Annotated in this window: 13 protein-coding genes; 2 read left to right on the top strand and 11 right to left on the bottom strand. The window is 68.0% G+C overall.

What is annotated here, in order from left to right; translation table 11 throughout:
• Window positions 1-131 precede the first annotated feature (131 nt).
• Together CCK87_RS10445 and CCK87_RS10440 are read left to right on the top strand one after the other, a co-directional pair.
• A complete protein-coding gene (locus CCK87_RS10445; protein ID WP_140162815.1) occupies window positions 132-1,394 on the top strand; it encodes an aminotransferase class I/II-fold pyridoxal phosphate-dependent enzyme in 1,263 nt (420 codons plus the stop codon).
• The gene (locus CCK87_RS10440) at window positions 1,391-1,882 is read left to right on the top strand and encodes a RidA family protein (protein ID WP_170927240.1); all 492 of its coding nucleotides are present in this window, start codon (window positions 1,391-1,393) and stop codon (window positions 1,880-1,882) included. Before CCK87_RS10445 ends, CCK87_RS10440 begins: the two co-directional genes overlap by 4 nt.
• A 158-nt stretch (window positions 1,883-2,040) precedes the next feature.
• Here CCK87_RS10440 and CCK87_RS10435 read toward each other — a convergent pair whose 3' ends face one another.
• The 11 genes from CCK87_RS10435 to CCK87_RS10385 all read right to left on the bottom strand — a co-directional run bounded on the left by CCK87_RS10435 (window position 2,041) and on the right by CCK87_RS10385 (window position 14,679).
• Window positions 2,041-3,078, bottom strand: coding sequence for a D-2-hydroxyacid dehydrogenase (locus CCK87_RS10435; protein WP_086461395.1), 1,038 nt, complete (start codon window positions 3,076-3,078; stop codon window positions 2,041-2,043).
• Window positions 3,075-3,947, bottom strand: coding sequence for a DUF4438 domain-containing protein (locus CCK87_RS10430; RefSeq protein ID WP_086461394.1), 873 nt, complete (start codon window positions 3,945-3,947; stop codon window positions 3,075-3,077). The genes CCK87_RS10435 and CCK87_RS10430 overlap by 4 nt, the downstream gene beginning before the upstream one ends.
• The gene (locus CCK87_RS10425) at window positions 3,940-4,836 is read right to left on the bottom strand and encodes a DUF4438 domain-containing protein (RefSeq protein ID WP_086461393.1); all 897 of its coding nucleotides are present in this window, start codon (window positions 4,834-4,836) and stop codon (window positions 3,940-3,942) included. The genes CCK87_RS10430 and CCK87_RS10425 overlap by 8 nt, the downstream gene beginning before the upstream one ends.
• Window positions 4,837-4,841: 5 nt before the next feature.
• Window positions 4,842-6,272 (bottom strand): TldD/PmbA family protein, encoded by a 1,431-nt coding sequence (locus CCK87_RS10420; RefSeq protein ID WP_086461392.1) that lies wholly within the window; start codon window positions 6,270-6,272, stop codon window positions 4,842-4,844.
• Window positions 6,269-7,789, bottom strand: coding sequence for a TldD/PmbA family protein (locus tag CCK87_RS10415; RefSeq protein ID WP_055854963.1), 1,521 nt, complete (start codon window positions 7,787-7,789; stop codon window positions 6,269-6,271). Before CCK87_RS10415 ends, CCK87_RS10420 begins: the two co-directional genes overlap by 4 nt.
• On the bottom strand, window positions 7,789-8,970 hold the full coding sequence (locus tag CCK87_RS10410) for a Gfo/Idh/MocA family oxidoreductase (protein ID WP_086461391.1): 1,182 nt from the start codon (window positions 8,968-8,970) through the stop codon (window positions 7,789-7,791). The genes CCK87_RS10415 and CCK87_RS10410 overlap by 1 nt, the downstream gene beginning before the upstream one ends.
• 64 nt (window positions 8,971-9,034) lie before the next feature.
• Window positions 9,035-9,967 (bottom strand): ABC transporter permease, encoded by a 933-nt coding sequence (locus tag CCK87_RS10405; protein WP_055779358.1) that lies wholly within the window; start codon window positions 9,965-9,967, stop codon window positions 9,035-9,037.
• Window positions 9,968-9,973: 6 nt separating this feature from the next.
• Window positions 9,974-10,897, bottom strand: coding sequence for an ABC transporter permease (locus CCK87_RS10400; protein ID WP_086461390.1), 924 nt, complete (start codon window positions 10,895-10,897; stop codon window positions 9,974-9,976).
• A complete protein-coding gene (locus tag CCK87_RS10395; protein WP_086461389.1) occupies window positions 10,894-11,892 on the bottom strand; it encodes an oligopeptide/dipeptide ABC transporter ATP-binding protein in 999 nt (332 codons plus the stop codon). The genes CCK87_RS10400 and CCK87_RS10395 overlap by 4 nt, the downstream gene beginning before the upstream one ends.
• Window positions 11,889-12,953, bottom strand: a complete 1,065-nt coding sequence (locus CCK87_RS10390; protein ID WP_086461388.1) for an ABC transporter ATP-binding protein — start codon at window positions 12,951-12,953, stop codon at window positions 11,889-11,891. The genes CCK87_RS10395 and CCK87_RS10390 overlap by 4 nt, the downstream gene beginning before the upstream one ends.
• A 91-nt stretch (window positions 12,954-13,044) precedes the next feature.
• Entirely contained in the window at window positions 13,045-14,679 is a 1,635-nt protein-coding gene (locus CCK87_RS10385; protein ID WP_140162814.1) for an ABC transporter substrate-binding protein, read from the bottom strand.
• Window positions 14,680-14,688 lie beyond the last annotated feature (9 nt).

Raw genomic sequence — 14,688 nt, 5'->3', positions numbered from 1 at the left:
GAGACCCCGCGTCTCGACAAAACTCGCCGCGTTCAGCCTTTCGGTGTATTGTCGACAAACGACAGTCGTCTGCATCTCGGGCGGCTGCGTTTGTCCGCATGACCTGCGCGACCCCACGCTGAGGAGCCTCGATGACCATCTCCCCCTCGATTCGTCAGACCTCGCCGGAGGCCACCGTCTCCCCGAGCGACCGCGTTCTGCGCACCCATCTGCCGAAGCGCGAGGCCACCCCGGGCGTCTCGGTGCGCGAGGCCGACGTTTCGCTCCGTCTCGACGGCGGAGGCAATGGGCTCCTCGACACCACCCACTTCGACACCGTGCGCTTCCCCCCTCCCGCCTGGATCCAGGGGGAGATGGCGACTGCCATCGACAACGGGTCGTGGGCGTACACCCCCTACCGCGGCGCCCCCGAGGTGCTCGAATCGCTCGCCGGCCCTATCTCGACCTTCCTCGGTTCCGACGTGGGCGCCGAGAACCTGGCCCTCACCCCCGGCACCCAGGGCGCGATCTTCACCACCCTCTCCGCCATCGTGAACGAGGGCGACCTGGTGCTGCTCGCCGACCCCGACTACCTCTTCTGCGAGCGCATCCTCGAGTTCCTCGGCGCCCGGGTCGAGCGCATCCCCCTGCTCTTCGACACCGACGAGCCGACCCTCGATCTCGAGCTCATCGAGAAGCTCAGCGCCGAGAAGCCGAAGCTGCTGATGTTCAGCCACCCCAACAACCCCACGGGCGCGATCTACTCCGAGGCCATGATCGCCCGGGTCGCCGAGCTGGCCGTCGCCGGCGACTTTCTCGTGATGGTCGACGAGCTCTACAGCCGCCTCGTCTACGGCAACACCCCGTTCCATCACCTGCGCACGCAGCCCGGCATGCCGGAGCGCTCGATCACGCTGCTCGGCCCGTCGAAGACCGAGTCGATGAGCGGATTCCGCATCGGCGTGATCGTCGCCCCGAACAGCATCATCCAGAACGTCGAGCAGTGCCTCGCCATGACCTCTCTTCGCGCACCGGCCTATTCCCAGCGCCTGCTCGGTCGCTGGCTCACCGGCGACGCCGACTTCCTCGCCGAGCGCATCGCCGACCTCGAGGCGCTGAGAGACATGACCGTCGCCAAACTCGGCGCGGTTCCCGGGCTGCACATGCACCCGCAGAACGGCACCGCCTACCTCTTCGTCGACGTCTCGGCGTTCGGCGCGACCGACGTGGAGATCGCGGGGGCCCTGCAGCGCGAGGCCCGCGTCATCGTCTCGCCCGGGTATCAATTCGGGGCCCAGGGAACCGGCCACTTCCGCATCTGCTACGCCCGCGACGAGGCCGAATGGGCCGCCGCCCTCGACCTCATGGTGACGTGCCTCACGGGCTTCGCCACCCGCGCGGGCATCTCGGCGTGAGCGACCCGGCCGCACCGAGCGCCACAAAAGTCGCGCGCACCGCGAGCGACCCGACCGGCTCCGCCGCTGCACCGGATGCGCCACGCCCCGCAGGCGCGTACGCCGTGGCGCGCGCCGTCGGCGACCTCGTGCACACAGCGGGCATGACCCCGCGCCGCGACGGCACCCTGGTCGCCCGCGGCACCCTGGGCGACACGATCGACGACGACAGCGGCCGCGAACTGGCCGCCCTCGCAACCGAGCGTGCGCTCGACGCCGCCACGAGCATCCTGGGCCCGGGCGAGCACCTCGTCGAGGTCGTCTCGCTCACGGTCTTCATCGCGGCGACCTCCAGTTACGAGCGCCACAGCAGCATCGCCGATGCCGCGAGCGCGGTGATCGTCGACCGGATGCCCGGGGCACCGCTACCCGTGCGTGCCGCCGTGGGCGTCGCGTCGCTGCCCGGCGGCGCTCCCGTCGAGGTGCAGCTCATCGCGCGCTTCGCGTAGAGAACGCCGCGCGGCAGGCCCGACGCGCGGGGCCCCGACGTGCTGGGCCCGACGCCCTGAGCCCCGACGCAATGACGCCCCGCACAATGGACACCCGCACAATGAAGCGCGCGCCCGGGTGAACACACCGGACGCGCGCAACTCGATCGACGAGCGGCTCAGTACCCCCGCGAGCGCTCGTACAGGTTCTTCAGCGGCTCCCCCGCGCGCCAGCGGCGCAGGTTCTCGAGGAACAGCTCGGTCAGCGTGGCGTTCTCACTCGCGACCGTCGAGGCGGAGTGCGGCGATAGCAGAACGTTGTCGAGATCCCAGAGGGGAGAGTCGGCGGCCAGGGGCTCGCTCGTCACCACGTCGAGCGCGGCTCCGAGCAGTCGACGAGATCTCAGCGCCTCGATCAGCGCCTCCTCGTCGACGACCTGTCCGCGCGAGATGTTCACCACGATGGCCTGCTCGGGCAGCAGAGCGAGCTCGTCGCGCCCGATGAGCCCCTCTGTCTCGGGCGTCAGCGCGGAACACAGCACGAGCACATCGGTGCTGGGCAGCACCTCCGCGAGCCGCGACGTGTCGCTCAGCGTCACCGAGTCGGGCAACTCGTACGAGCCCCCTGGTCGGCCGACCGCCGTCACGCGCGCGCCCAGGGCATCGAACACCGAGATCACGTTGCTTCCCATGCCACCCACGCCCACGACCGAGACGCCGAGACCCGCGAGCTGGCGCGTCGTGTAGCGCTCCCAGCGGTGCTGCCGCTTCTGCTCCTCGAGGTGCGGAACCCCCTTGATGAAGTGCAACGCACCCGTGAGCGCGAACTCGGCGAGCGGCACGGCGTGCGTGCCGGCCGCGGTGGTGACGGCGATGTCGGATGCGTCGAGCCCGGTCCTCGACATGAAGGCGCCGATTCCCGCGCTGGTCGCCTGGATCCATTGCAGCTTCGGCGCGTTCGTCGGAAGACTGGAGGGATCCCTCCAGTCGAAGTCGAACGCCACGTCTGCCTGGGCGAGGAGGCCGAGCCAGCGCTCCTCGGCGGCGGCGTCGAGGGTGGGCTTCACCCCTCCGTGGTCGGCCGCATACCGCGGTTCGGGCAGCAGTTCTGGGGCGTACAGCACCTCGACATCCGGGGCCGACGCGATGGCGTCGACGTACTGCTGCTCGAGGAACGTCGAGATGAGGATCTTCGTGGGCGAGGTCACTGGGCTCATTTCGCGAGGCGGGGAAGGGAGGCGAGCACGTCGGTCGTGAGTGCCGGCGAAGCCTCCGGCAACGAGACGACGGCACGGAGCTGGTCGAGCGGCCCGCACAGCACGGGCACGAGACCCGGTCCGTGGCCGGGCATCGGCGATCCACCATGGCAGATCACACCGATGGTGACCCAACCGCCGCGGTAACCCATGTTGTGCCGCACGTCGAGGTTCTCGATGGCCCACAGCTCTCCGAGCCGCATGTCGCGGCCCGCGAGGTCGGGAGAGTCGTGCACCACGGCGAGGTCGACGTCCCACATCTGCGCGGGGCGACCGATGCCGTTGCCGCAGACCTTGCTGGGCAGCACGCCCGCCACATCGACGGATGCGACACCGTCGACGGTCGAGATCGGCAGCGATGCGAAGAGGGTGGGATCGACGTTCATGACCGCGACGTCGCCCGGCAGCCCCTCGGGCGCGAAGCCCTGGCCCAGCGAGCGCACGCTCATCTGGTCTCCGGGAAGGATCTTGGCCATGGTCTCGTCGTCGAACGCGGCGATGACGCGGCCGCTCTCGCCGCGCTTGCCCACGACGTGGCCGACAGCTCCCGCGGCGAGGCCCGAGCGGATGACGACCTCGTTGCCGATGCACGAGAACGCGGTGAGGCCGAAGCGCGCGCCGGGGTCGGGGTGCACCAGCGTCACGCCGGGCGCGACGTGGTCGCCGTCGGTGCCGAAGACGCTGTCGCCGAGGTGCACTCCCAGTACGATTCCGCCGTCGCCGGTGGGAACATACGGATGCCCGTCGCGGTCGATCTTGTAGGCCACCATCGGGGTGAGAGCGGCGTGCTCGGCGATGCCGAGCAGGTTGTTGGCGACGAGATCAGGCATGGTCTGCCTCCTGGTGAGCGGCGGATGCGGCGGAGTCGAGCGCGTGGGCGAGATTCGCCGTGTCACTCACAGAGATGGAGAAGGCCGAGGCCGGGCCGGAGAGCAGGGTAGACGGACCGGGCCCGTGGCCGAACAGTCGGCATTCACCGGTGGAGATCACGCCGACGGTGACGTAGCCGGGCCGGTAGCCGCGGCCGAACGAGTGGTCCTGGTCTTCGAGCAGAACGATGTCGCCGATGCGCAGCGACTCGAGGCCGAGCGACAGGTCCTCTGACAGGCCGGGGTAGGCGCCCATCAGGTCGGTGTTCGCGAACTCCGACAGCATTCCTCCACCGGCGCCCGCGGCCTCGGCCGGAACGCGCATGGCGACCTCGACGGCGAGCGTGCCGTCGGCGGCGGTGGAGAACGGCAGGTGGTCGACGAGCGACGGGGCGAGGTTCTTGACCCGGATCTGCGGGTGGTCGAGGAACTCGAGCCCCTGGCCGACGGCCTCGATGCTGACCTTGTCGCCGGTCGTGATCTGGGCGAGGTCGTCTGTCTCGAGGTCTGCGAGCACATAGGCGTGCTGGCCCAGCACCGTGCCCTGCGCTCCCGTCGCCGGGCCGGAGCGCACGGTGATGGTGTTGCCGACGCAGCTCAAGAACTGCAGGGCCGCATTGGCCTCGGCATTCGCGTGGCGAATGGAGAGGCCCGGCTCGAGGTGGTCGCTGGCGTAGCCCGTGGCCGCGTCGCCGATGTGCGCGGCCATGGTGACCCCGCCCATGCCGGGCAGCAGGAACGGGTTGCCGTCGGCATCCACCCGGTAGCCGTGACGGTCGGCGAGCGGCGGCCACACCTCGCCGGTGAGGATCTGGGTGACCAGGCGGTCGGCATTCGTGCGCAGAGTCATCGGCGCTATCCCTTCGCTATCGGAGCGGTGCCGAGCGAGAAGCCCCGCACCCGGATGGCCGGCGCGGAGGCCGAGCCGTTGAAGACGTTCATGAGCGGTTGGCTCAGGTAGTCGCGACCGACGCCGTCGACGCGGGCCAGAGCATCCAGAACGCTCATGGTGAAGCGCATCGACTCGACCGGGTAGGCGATCTTGCCGTTCTTGATCATGAAGCAGGCGTCGCGGGTGACGCCGGTGATCGTGGTGCGAACCGGATCGACCGTGCGGGTGTACCAGAAGCGCTGCAGGTAGACGCCGTTCTCGATGCCCGAGATGAGCTCCTCCTCTGTCGGCTCGGAACCGCGCAGGATCACGTTCATGGGAATCGCGTGCGGGGCCTCCTCGCGGGCGATGTGGAAGTTGCCCGTGGACTCGCTCTTCAGGGCGTACGCGGTCTCGCGATCGGTCACCGCCGACTGCGCGATGCCGTGGGCGATCATCGGAACGTCGCGCTTCGATGTGCCCTGGAAGTCGAACGGGAACGGGAGTCCGACGTCGCTCGTCGCGTCGTCGTGAACCGAGACGAGCGACGAGGCCACGAGTTCGCCTCCGCGATTCGCGATGGCTCCGAATCCCGCGCTGAGGGCCGAGCCCGTGAATCCGAACGCGCCGAAGAAGTCGAGCAGTTCGCCGGCGGCCAGGGGACCGAGAACGACGTCGTATTCGCCCGGTTCGAGCTTGGCCCGGCCGCGGGTTCTGGATGCCTCGGCGAGGGTGCGCGTGACGGCCGCCTCGGCGCCGAGCCGGTTCGAGAACCGCGACATGTCCTTCCAGTGCGAAGAGCCGTCGTCGATGCGAACGGTTAGCGACCCCTGCGCCTCGGATGCGTAGGCATAACGCGAGAGGTGCGCTTCGCGATCGTGGAACGCCACCTCTGTGACAGCGCGCCCGAACATGCCGGCGGCCTGTCCGCCCAGCGCGTTCGCCTCGTTCATGGCGCGGTCTGCGAGGCGGGCGTGGTCGACGACCGACCAGGCGGCGGTGTCGTCTCCCCAGAGCAGCGAGCGGTCGAACGCGCTGGCCACGGTGTCGGTTCCGGGAGCGGGCAGCTCGGTGCGCAGCGGCGCCGGGGCGACCCCGTCTTTCGCCTGCTGGGCGGCGGCCGAGCAGGCGCGGTCGACCGCGGCGCCGAGCGCGCCGAACGAGCTGGATGCCGCGCGCGAGACTCGCCCGTCGACCTCGGCTCGCACCATGATCTGCACCTCGTCGATGGCCTGGCTCTGATGGACACGGGCGCCGGCGAAGCGGGTGAAGTCACCCGAGCGCGAGGTGATGAACGCCTCGACCTTGTCGGCGGGAGCGTCCTGCAGAGCGCGCTCGAGCGCATCCGTCGCGCGGTCGCCCCCGAGGGCGGGCGCGAATGTCTCCGCGGTGCGAGATGAGGTGATGTCGGTCATTTGTCGACTCCGATCCGAACGTTGCGCACGAGAGTGGGTGAGGCCCCGTGGCCGAGGAACCCCCACTGCTTGGGTTCGCCCTTGCCGCAGGGCATGCCGAAGGCCTTGAACTCCTCGGGCCCGGCGACGGCCTCGACCGACTGCCAGAACTCGGGGGTGGTTCCTCCGTACGAGAATCCGCGCAGCAGGCGACCGCGCTTGCCGTTGGTGACCTCGTAGGCGACCTCGGTGCCGAACTGGAAGTTGTGCCGACGCTCGTCGATCGACCAGCTGCGGTTGTCGTCGATGTAGAAGCCGTTGCCGAGGCGATCCTCGAGCTCCTCAGTCGATCCGGAGCCCGGCTCGAGGAACACGTTGGTCGAGAAGCACACGGGCAGGTAGCCCCAGCCATCGCTCCGCGCGGCGCCGGTGGACTCGGCGCCGATGCGCGCGGCCGAGTCCCTGGTCGACAGGAAGTTCTGGATGATGCCCTCGCTGATGAGGGGTTTGCGCGATGCAGGCACTCCCTCGTCGTCGAAGCCGAACGAGCCCCGCGTACCGGGGACGGTCGGGTCGGAGGTGATGTTCACCGCGGGCGAGCCGTACTTCATCGACCCCGCAGCATCCTTCGTGATGAACGAGGTGCCGGCGTAGTTGGCCTCGTCTCCCAGAATGCGGTCGAGCTCGAGCGCGTGACCCGTGGACTCGTGGATCTGCAGCGCCATCTGGGCCGGGCCGATGATGAAGTCGGCGTATCCGGCCGGGGCCAGCGGCGCGGTGAGCAGCTCGACGGCCTCGCGGCCGATGCGGTCGGCCTCCTCGACCATGCGCAGTCCCTCCACGTACTCCCAGCCCGCCTGGGCGGTGTTGCCGTGGAACGAGTTCGGGAACGACCGACGCTGCATCGTGCCGTTGCCGGCCGCGTTCACGAGCGCCATGGCTCCGCTCTCGATGAAGTGCTGGTGCTGCACCGACCCTTCGGTGTTCGCGAAGTGCCGGTGCTGACGCTTGGCGTTGAGCCCGGCCTGGGCCATCACGATCTCGGCAGGCTTGCTGGCCGCCGCGAGGATCTCTGCGAGCAGGTCGTAGCGTGCCGACGACGAGACCCCGAACGGATCGATGGCGACCTCGGTGAGGTAGCGGCCACTCGCGGCCGGCAGCGGCGGGAGCTCGGTGCGGTAGGCGTTGCTCACGGAGTCGGCCGCCCGCGCGTTGGCGAGCGCCCGGCTCGCCGCGATGGAGACGTCAGCCGTGTCCCAGATCGGCAGAGACGCGAAGCCCCAGCTGCCGCGGTAGAGAACACGCACTCCGATGCCGAGATTGTTCTCGACGCGCTCGTCGACGCCGGCCTCGAGTGTCGAGTAGAGCCGCAGCTCCTCGGCCTCGATGAGGCGCACGTCGGCGTAGTCGACGCCGGGCACATCGACCGCGGCGAGCGCGATCTGCAGCATTCCGGCGGCTGCCTCGTCGCTGGCGAGATCGCCCCAGGCGTGGGGGTCGAGCCCCACCGAGGCAGCGGTCACGGTGTCGAGGCTCATCAGCGAACCAGCTCGCCTTCGGTGTCGGCCTCGGAGGAGTCCAGCTCGGCAGCGGTGTCGGTCGTCGCGAGCGGGAAGTCGCACCAGGCGCGGGTGCGGAACGACTTCTCGAACGCGTTGATCGTCTCCTGCACGAGCGCGCCCTGTCCGAAGTCGCCCTGGTTGAACTCCTCGCCGCTCAGGATCTCGGTGGCGAAGTCCTTGACCAGGTTGGAGTAGAAGAGGAACGGCCACGGCTCGGTCGACGCTCCGCCCTCGGGGAAGTACTCCTGCGGGATCTCGAGCTCGACGAACTCGACCGAGTCCTTCTTCGCCACCTTGATGGTCTGGCAGATTCCGTTCTCCTCGACGAGGCGCACGATGATCGCACCCTCGGAACCGTAGATGCGCGCCTCGATGCCGGGGAAGTTGCCCACGGTCACGTACGACGACTGGATGCTGCCGAGCCGGTTCTTCTCGAACTCGGCGATCCACATGTCGCCGTCGTCGATGTTCATGGCCTGCATCTTGCCCGTGTCGCGCACCATGCGCTCGGGAACGAAGTTGCGCATCGTGCCGACGACGGATGTCATGGGGGCATCGAGCCACCAGTGCATGATGTCGATGATCGGAGCGCCGTAGCCCTCGATCGACGACACCGCGATGCGGTCGGGCGAGGCCTCGAGGTCGACCTGGCGCAGCGGGGTCTGCGGGTCGAGCCACTGGCTGTTCTGCTCGTAGCCGTTGAAGATGTAGGGCTCGCCGATGTAGCCGGTGTCGATCAGGTGCTTGGCGAACTGGATGGCCGGCGCGAAGCGGAAGGTGAAGCCCAGCTTGGTCTTGACGCCCTTCTGGGCGGCGAGCTCTGCGGCGCGTCGGGTCTCGAGGTAGTCGCTGTTCACGGGCTTCTCGCACAGCACGTGCTTGCCCGCGGCGATGGCGGCCATCGAGATCTCGAAGTGCATGGCGTTGCCGGTGGCCACGTCGATCACGTCGATCTCGGGGTCGTTCACCAGTTCGCGGTAGTCGGTCACAGCGCGGGCGATGCCGAACTCCTCGGCGGCGGCCTTCAGAGCCTCCTCGTTCACCTCGGCCAGGGCGACGACCTCGACCCGGGGGTCACGCTGCCAGCCGGGGATGTGCGAACGAACGGCCCAGCGACCGGCTCCGACAACGGCGACGCGAAGTTTGGGGGTGTCCATGGTGAATCTCCTTTGAAATTGAGCGGGGTGACGAAATAGAGAGAACGAAAGCGGTCGGGCGAGCTCAGCTGTTGAGGCGCACGCGGGGGTCGATGACCGAATAGAGCAGGTCGACGATGAAGTTGACGACCACGATGAAGATGGCGGCGAAGAGCACGGTGCCCACGATCATGGGGGTATCGAGGTTCGAGATGGCGTCGAACGCGAGACGCCCGATGCCGTTGAGTCCGAACACGGTCTCCACGATCACGACGCCGCCGAGGAAGTAGCCGAAGTCGAGGCCGATCATCGTGATGAGGGGAATCGCGATGTGCCTGAAGCTGTGCCTCCAGAGAATGACGTGCTCCGGCATCCCCTTCGCCCTGGCCATGCGCACGAACGGCGAGTCGAGCGTCTCGATCATGTTCGTGCGGGTCATGCGGGCGTACCAGGCGCCGCCGCCGGCGCCCAGCGTGAAGGTGGGCAGAACGAGGAACCAGATCACCGGGTCGCCGAGGCCGTTGAGCGGGAAGAGGCCCCAGGTGAAGGCGAAGTAGTAGATCAGCAGCAGACCGAGCCAGAAGGGCGGAGCCGAGAGGCCGATCAGCGAGATGAACGTGATCACGCGGTCGACCCAGCTACCGCGGCGGTAGGCAGCGTAGATGCCGGCGGGCACCCCGAGCAGGATCTGCCAGATGATTCCGCCGACAGCGACGAGCAGCGTCGTCGGCAGCGCCGCGGCGATGCGCCCGAACACCGGGGTCTCGCGCAGCACATAGGAGGTGCCGAGGTCGCCCGTGAGCAGCCGGCCGATGAAGCCGAGGTACTGCTGCCAGAGCGGCTCGTCGAGGCCCAGCTGCTTGTGAATGGATGCGATGGTCGCGGCGCTGGCATTGGGTCCGGCCAGGGTCGTGGCCGGGTCGGCCGGCACCGCGTAGACGAGAAGGAAGGCGAGGCTGACCACGCCGAACAGCACGATCGCCATCTGACCGAGGCGACGCAGGATCCACCAGAACATATGCGACTACCTCGCCGTCGGGGTCGATGAGTTGAGCATGTCCGACAGCCAGTCGCCCACCAGGTTGAACGCCATCACGGTGACGATCAGGCAGATTCCGGGAATGAAGAGCATCCACGGTGCGATCTGGAAGTAGGTGCTTCCGTCGGAGATCATCTGGCCCCACGACGCCTGCGGAATCGGAACGCCGATGCCCAGGAACGACAGCGCACTCTCGATGAGGATCGACGAGGCGACGCCGAGGGTCGTGTAGACGATGATCGCGGGCACGAGGTGCGGCAGGATGTGACGCCACATGATCGCGCGGTGCGACAGGCCCAGCGTGCGTGAGGCCACGACGAACTCGCGTTCCTTGAGCGACACAACCATGCCCCGGATGATGCGGGCGAGCGTCGTCCAGTAGATGAGTGCGATCACGATGATCACGTTGAAGGTGCTGCGCGTGGTCACGGCGATGAGCGCAGTGCAGAGCAGCAAAATGGGGAACGAGATGACCACGTCGGTGATGCGCATGAGCACGGCCTCGACGACGCCGCCGAAGTAGCCGGCCACCACGCCCACCAGAACGCCGAAGGCGGTGGCGAGGCCGTTGGCGACGATGCCGATGATGAGAGAGACCTGGGCGCCGTAGATGAGTCGCGAGAGCAGGTCGCGCCCGAGCGCGTCAGTGCCAAGCAGAAAGCCCGGCGTTCCCGGCGGCAGCGGCTGCCCCTGCGGGCCGAGGCCCTGGTCGGGGAAGGTCTGCAGCGGGTCGTGCGGTGAGAGCAGTGGGGCCGCCAGGGCGATGAGCGCCAACAGCACGAGCACGATGATCGATATCAGCGCGGCGGGATCTCTGGTGAGGCTGCGCCACACCTCGCGGGCGCGCACGGGCTTGTCGCCCAGCTCGGCCGGGTCGACGATCGCGGCGGCGGGAATCGCTTCGCTCATGCCTCTGCCACCACCAGTTCGGGGTCGGCGAAATGGCAGGCCGCGACCTGGCCGGATGCCGTGGGCCGGGCTGCCGGAGAGACCGTTCGGCAGACATCCTGGGCCAGCGGGCAGCGGGGGTGGAAGCTGCAGCCGGACGGCGGATTCGTGGAGCTCGGCGGCTCGCCCGTGAGCCGCACGCGCGGAAGGCGCACGGTGCGGTCGATGACCAAGGGCTCGGGAACGGCCGAGAGCAGGGCGCGGGTATAGGGGTGCTGCGGACGGTCGAAGATCTCGTCGCGCGTACCGAGCTCGACGATCTTGCCGAGGTACATGATGCCCACGTAGTCGGCCATGAAACGCAGCGTCGAGAGGTCGTGCGAGATGAAGAGGTAGGCGAGGCCCAGCTCCTCCTGCAGGTCTTTCAGCAGGTTGAGCACCTGGGCTCGCACCGAGACGTCGAGCGCCGAGACGGCCTCGTCGCACAGGATGAGCCGCGGGTCGACGCTGAGCGCACGTGCGATCGAGACGCGCTGACGCTGACCGCCCGAGAGCTCCCGCGGCTTGCGCGAGGCGAAGCTGCGCGAGAGGCCCACCTTGTCGAGCAGCTCGTGCACCTCGGCCATCGGGCTGACGGGCTTGTTCGTCTTGCGCAGCTTGATCGCCTCGAGCAGGGTCTGCGACACCGTCATGCGCGGATCGAGCGAGTCGTACGGGTCTTGGAAGATCATCTGCATCGTCTGCCGGTACTCGGCCAGGCGACGGCCCTTGAGCCCGGTGACGTCTTCACCGTTGAGATTCATCGATCCGCCAGACGGCGTGTTGATGCCCATCAGTGTTCGAGCGATCGTGCTCTTGCCCGATCCGGATTCGCCCGCAATACCCAGCGTGGTGCCGGCCTCGAGCTGAAAACTCACCCCGCGCACGGCGGGCACGGATGCGGCCTTGCGGCCGGGCCCCGCCGAACGCCGGAAGGTGACTTCGAGGTCGTTGACCTCGAGAAGAGAGGTGCTCATGCGGCGGTCGCTCCCTCGCTGATCGCGAACGCGGCCGGGGCGGCGACGCCGCAGGCGACCAGCTGTTCCGGGGTTCCGGCGAACGTGGTCGTGGCGCTCATGGCGGTGGTGTTCGTGGACCGGGTGTTTTCGGCGGGTACGAGGGCCGGGTCGATCGTGAGGCATGTGTCGATGACCGAGGCGCACCGGGCAGCGAACGAGCATCCGGCCGGCCGGTGACCCGCGGTGGGCGGCGCGCCCGAGATCGAGCGCAGCCGGCGAGGAATCGGCTCTCCGAGCTTGAGGATCGAGGCCAGCAGCGCCTTGGTGTACGGATGCTGGGGGTCACCGACGATCTGCTCGGCGGTGCCCTGCTCGACGATTCTGCCGGCGTACATCACCAGGATGCGGTCACAGAAGCTCGAGATGACGCCGAGGTCGTGGCTGATGAGAATGACGCCGGTGTTGAGTTCGCTGGCCATGTTGTCGAGCAGGTCGAGCACCTGCGCCTGCACGGTCACGTCGAGGGCCGTCGTCGGTTCGTCGGCGATCAGCAGCTTCGGCGAGCAGGCGGTGGCGATCGCGATGCAGACCCGCTGACGCATGCCGCCGGAGAACGCCCCGGGAAAGTCGCTGAGCCGCGACTCGGCGTCGGGAATGCCCACCTTCTGCAACAACTCGATGGCCCGGGTGCGACTCTCGGCCTTCGAGAGACCGAGGTGCACCTGCAGCGACTCGGTGATCTGACGGCCGATGCGCATCAGCGGGTTCAGGCTCGACATGGGGTCTTGAAAGACCATGGCGGTCTGCGAGCCGCGCCAGGTCTGCAGTTTCTTGGGCGAGAACGACATCACGTCTTCGCCCTCGAAGAGCACCGTTCCCTGAGACACGGTGCCGGGGCTGGGCACGAGACGCATCAGAGCCTGCGAGGTCAGAGACTTGCCCGACCCCGATTCGCCCACGATGCCCACTCGCTCACCGGCGCTCACCGTGAACGACACCCGGTCGACGGCGTGGAACACCCCGTCTGACGAGGTCGGAAAGTCGACGACGAGGTCTGAGACTTCGAGAAGTGCGGTCATTGCGCTTTCTTTCGGTGGGGTGCCGGTGCCGGTGCGGTGACGGCGGCCGTCTGGTCGAGACGGCCGCCGACACCGAGCGGTTGTGCGGGTGCTACGAGCGGGACTTCTCCCCGTCGGTCTTCCAGTACTCGGCCATGTCCCAGCCCCAGATCGGTTGCGGGAAGTAGCCGCCGACGGTCGGGCCGTGGATCTCGGTCTTGGTGCCGAAGTAGAGGGGCACGACCGGGTTCTCGCTCAGCATGAGCTCGGAGGCCTCGGTGTACTTCTCGGTGGCGACGTCGGGATCGGTGGCCGCGAGGGCCTCCTGAACGCTGGCGTCCATCTTCTCGTTGCAGTAGTACGCGTAGTTGTGGCCCTGGGGCACAGCGGTCGCGCAGCTCATGAGAGCCTGCAGGAAGTCGGATCCCTCGGGGTAGTCGGCGACCCAGAAGGTCAGCGCCAGCGGCGCCTTTCCGCTACCGGCGAGCTCGGCGAAGGTGTTCGGCGCCAGGGTCTGCAAGTCGACGGTGATGCCGATGGCCTTCAGGTCCTGCTGCATCTGCGGTGCGAGAGCCGAGAACGGTGCGACGTTCCAGGCGAACATCTGCGTCTCGAGTCCGTTCGGGTAGCCGGCCTCGGCCAGCAGCTTCTTGGCCTTCTCTACGTCTTTACCGTGGGTCATGTCGTCGCCCGAGTAGCCGAGCACTCCCGGCGGGATGAACTCCGTGGCGGGCTTGCCCTGACCGTTCACGAGCTTCAGCAGCGCGTCGCGGTCGAAGGCGTACGAGATGGCCTCTCGCACCTTCGGGTTGTCGAACGGCGCCGTGGTCATGTTCATGGCGAGGTAGTAGATGCTCGGCTTCTCGATCTCGACGATCTGGTCGGCGAGCTTCGCGTCGGTGGTCACCTGCAGGAACTTGGCTGGCGGAATCGGGCTGCCCATCAGGTCGATGTCGCCCTTCTGCAGCATCAGCACCTGGTTGTCGGGGTCGACGCCGAGCGTCATGTGCACGCCGTCGACGTAGGGTCGCGGCGAATCCCAGTAGTCGGCGTTGCGGTCGAGGTTGACCTCGACACCCGGGGTGAAGTCGGTGAGCGTGAACGGGCCGGAGCCGACGGGCTCGGTACCGATCGTGTCACCGGAGCCCTCGGGGATGATCGAGCCGGCCGGCATCGCCAGCACGTACTTGAACGAGGAGTTCGGCGAGGTCAGCGTGATCTTGAGGGTCAGATCGTCGACGACCTCGATGCCAGAAGGAAGGCCGGTGGGGTTCGCGGCGTACTCCTCGGCCCCGGCGATGCCCTTCCAGAACTCGGCGAGTCCGGCCTGCGTGGCGGGGTCGAGAACCCGAGCGTACGAGTAGGCGACGTCTTTCGCGGTGACGGGGTCGCCGTTCGAGAAGGTCAGCCCCTCTTTGAGCTTCATCGTGTAGGTCAGGCCGTCGTCGCTGACCTCGGGAAAGTCTTCGGCGGCCTGCAGCTTGAGCTCGCTGGTCTCGCCCTTGTAGTCGTACATGCGGTCGAAGACCATGCGCATGATGTTCCAGCAGGTGGCGCCGGTGCAGACGGCGGGGTCGAAGGTCTCGGGGTCTGACGCGGCGGCCGTCTCGATCGTTCCTCCGTAGAGGGCGGCGTCAGCGGAGGTGCCGGAGTCATCACCTCCGGTGTTTGAGGTGGTCGGAGCGCAGGCGGTGAGAGCGATAGCCAGAGCTGCACCCAGCAGCGTGACTCGCACGTTTCGTTTCACGAAGTGTCC

Source organism: Agreia sp. VKM Ac-1783 (assembly GCF_900177765.1).
In the GTDB taxonomy this organism is placed as follows: domain Bacteria; phylum Actinomycetota; class Actinomycetes; order Actinomycetales; family Microbacteriaceae; genus Agreia.
The sequence above is the reverse complement of the archived record's forward strand: the minus strand, read 5'-3'. Positions and strand labels throughout refer to the sequence as shown.

Excerpts from the sequence above, each read along its gene's own strand:
- CCK87_RS10445 (WP_140162815.1), top strand. The coding sequence starts at position 132 with ATGACCATCTCCCCCTCGATTCGTCAGACCTCGCCGGAGGCCACCGTC.
- CCK87_RS10435 (WP_086461395.1), bottom strand. The coding sequence starts at position 3,078 with ATGAGCCCAGTGACCTCGCCCACGAAGATCCTCATCTCGACGTTCCTC.
- CCK87_RS10430 (WP_086461394.1), bottom strand. The coding sequence starts at position 3,947 with ATGCCTGATCTCGTCGCCAACAACCTGCTCGGCATCGCCGAGCACGCC.
- CCK87_RS10425 (WP_086461393.1), bottom strand. The coding sequence starts at position 4,836 with ATGACTCTGCGCACGAATGCCGACCGCCTGGTCACCCAGATCCTCACC.
- CCK87_RS10420 (WP_086461392.1), bottom strand. The coding sequence starts at position 6,272 with ATGACCGACATCACCTCATCTCGCACCGCGGAGACATTCGCGCCCGCC.
- CCK87_RS10415 (WP_055854963.1), bottom strand. The coding sequence starts at position 7,789 with ATGAGCCTCGACACCGTGACCGCTGCCTCGGTGGGGCTCGACCCCCAC.
- CCK87_RS10410 (WP_086461391.1), bottom strand. The coding sequence starts at position 8,970 with ATGGACACCCCCAAACTTCGCGTCGCCGTTGTCGGAGCCGGTCGCTGG.
- CCK87_RS10405 (WP_055779358.1), bottom strand. The coding sequence starts at position 9,967 with ATGTTCTGGTGGATCCTGCGTCGCCTCGGTCAGATGGCGATCGTGCTG.
- CCK87_RS10400 (WP_086461390.1), bottom strand. The coding sequence starts at position 10,897 with ATGAGCGAAGCGATTCCCGCCGCCGCGATCGTCGACCCGGCCGAGCTG.
- CCK87_RS10395 (WP_086461389.1), bottom strand. The coding sequence starts at position 11,892 with ATGAGCACCTCTCTTCTCGAGGTCAACGACCTCGAAGTCACCTTCCGG.
- CCK87_RS10390 (WP_086461388.1), bottom strand. The coding sequence starts at position 12,953 with ATGACCGCACTTCTCGAAGTCTCAGACCTCGTCGTCGACTTTCCGACC.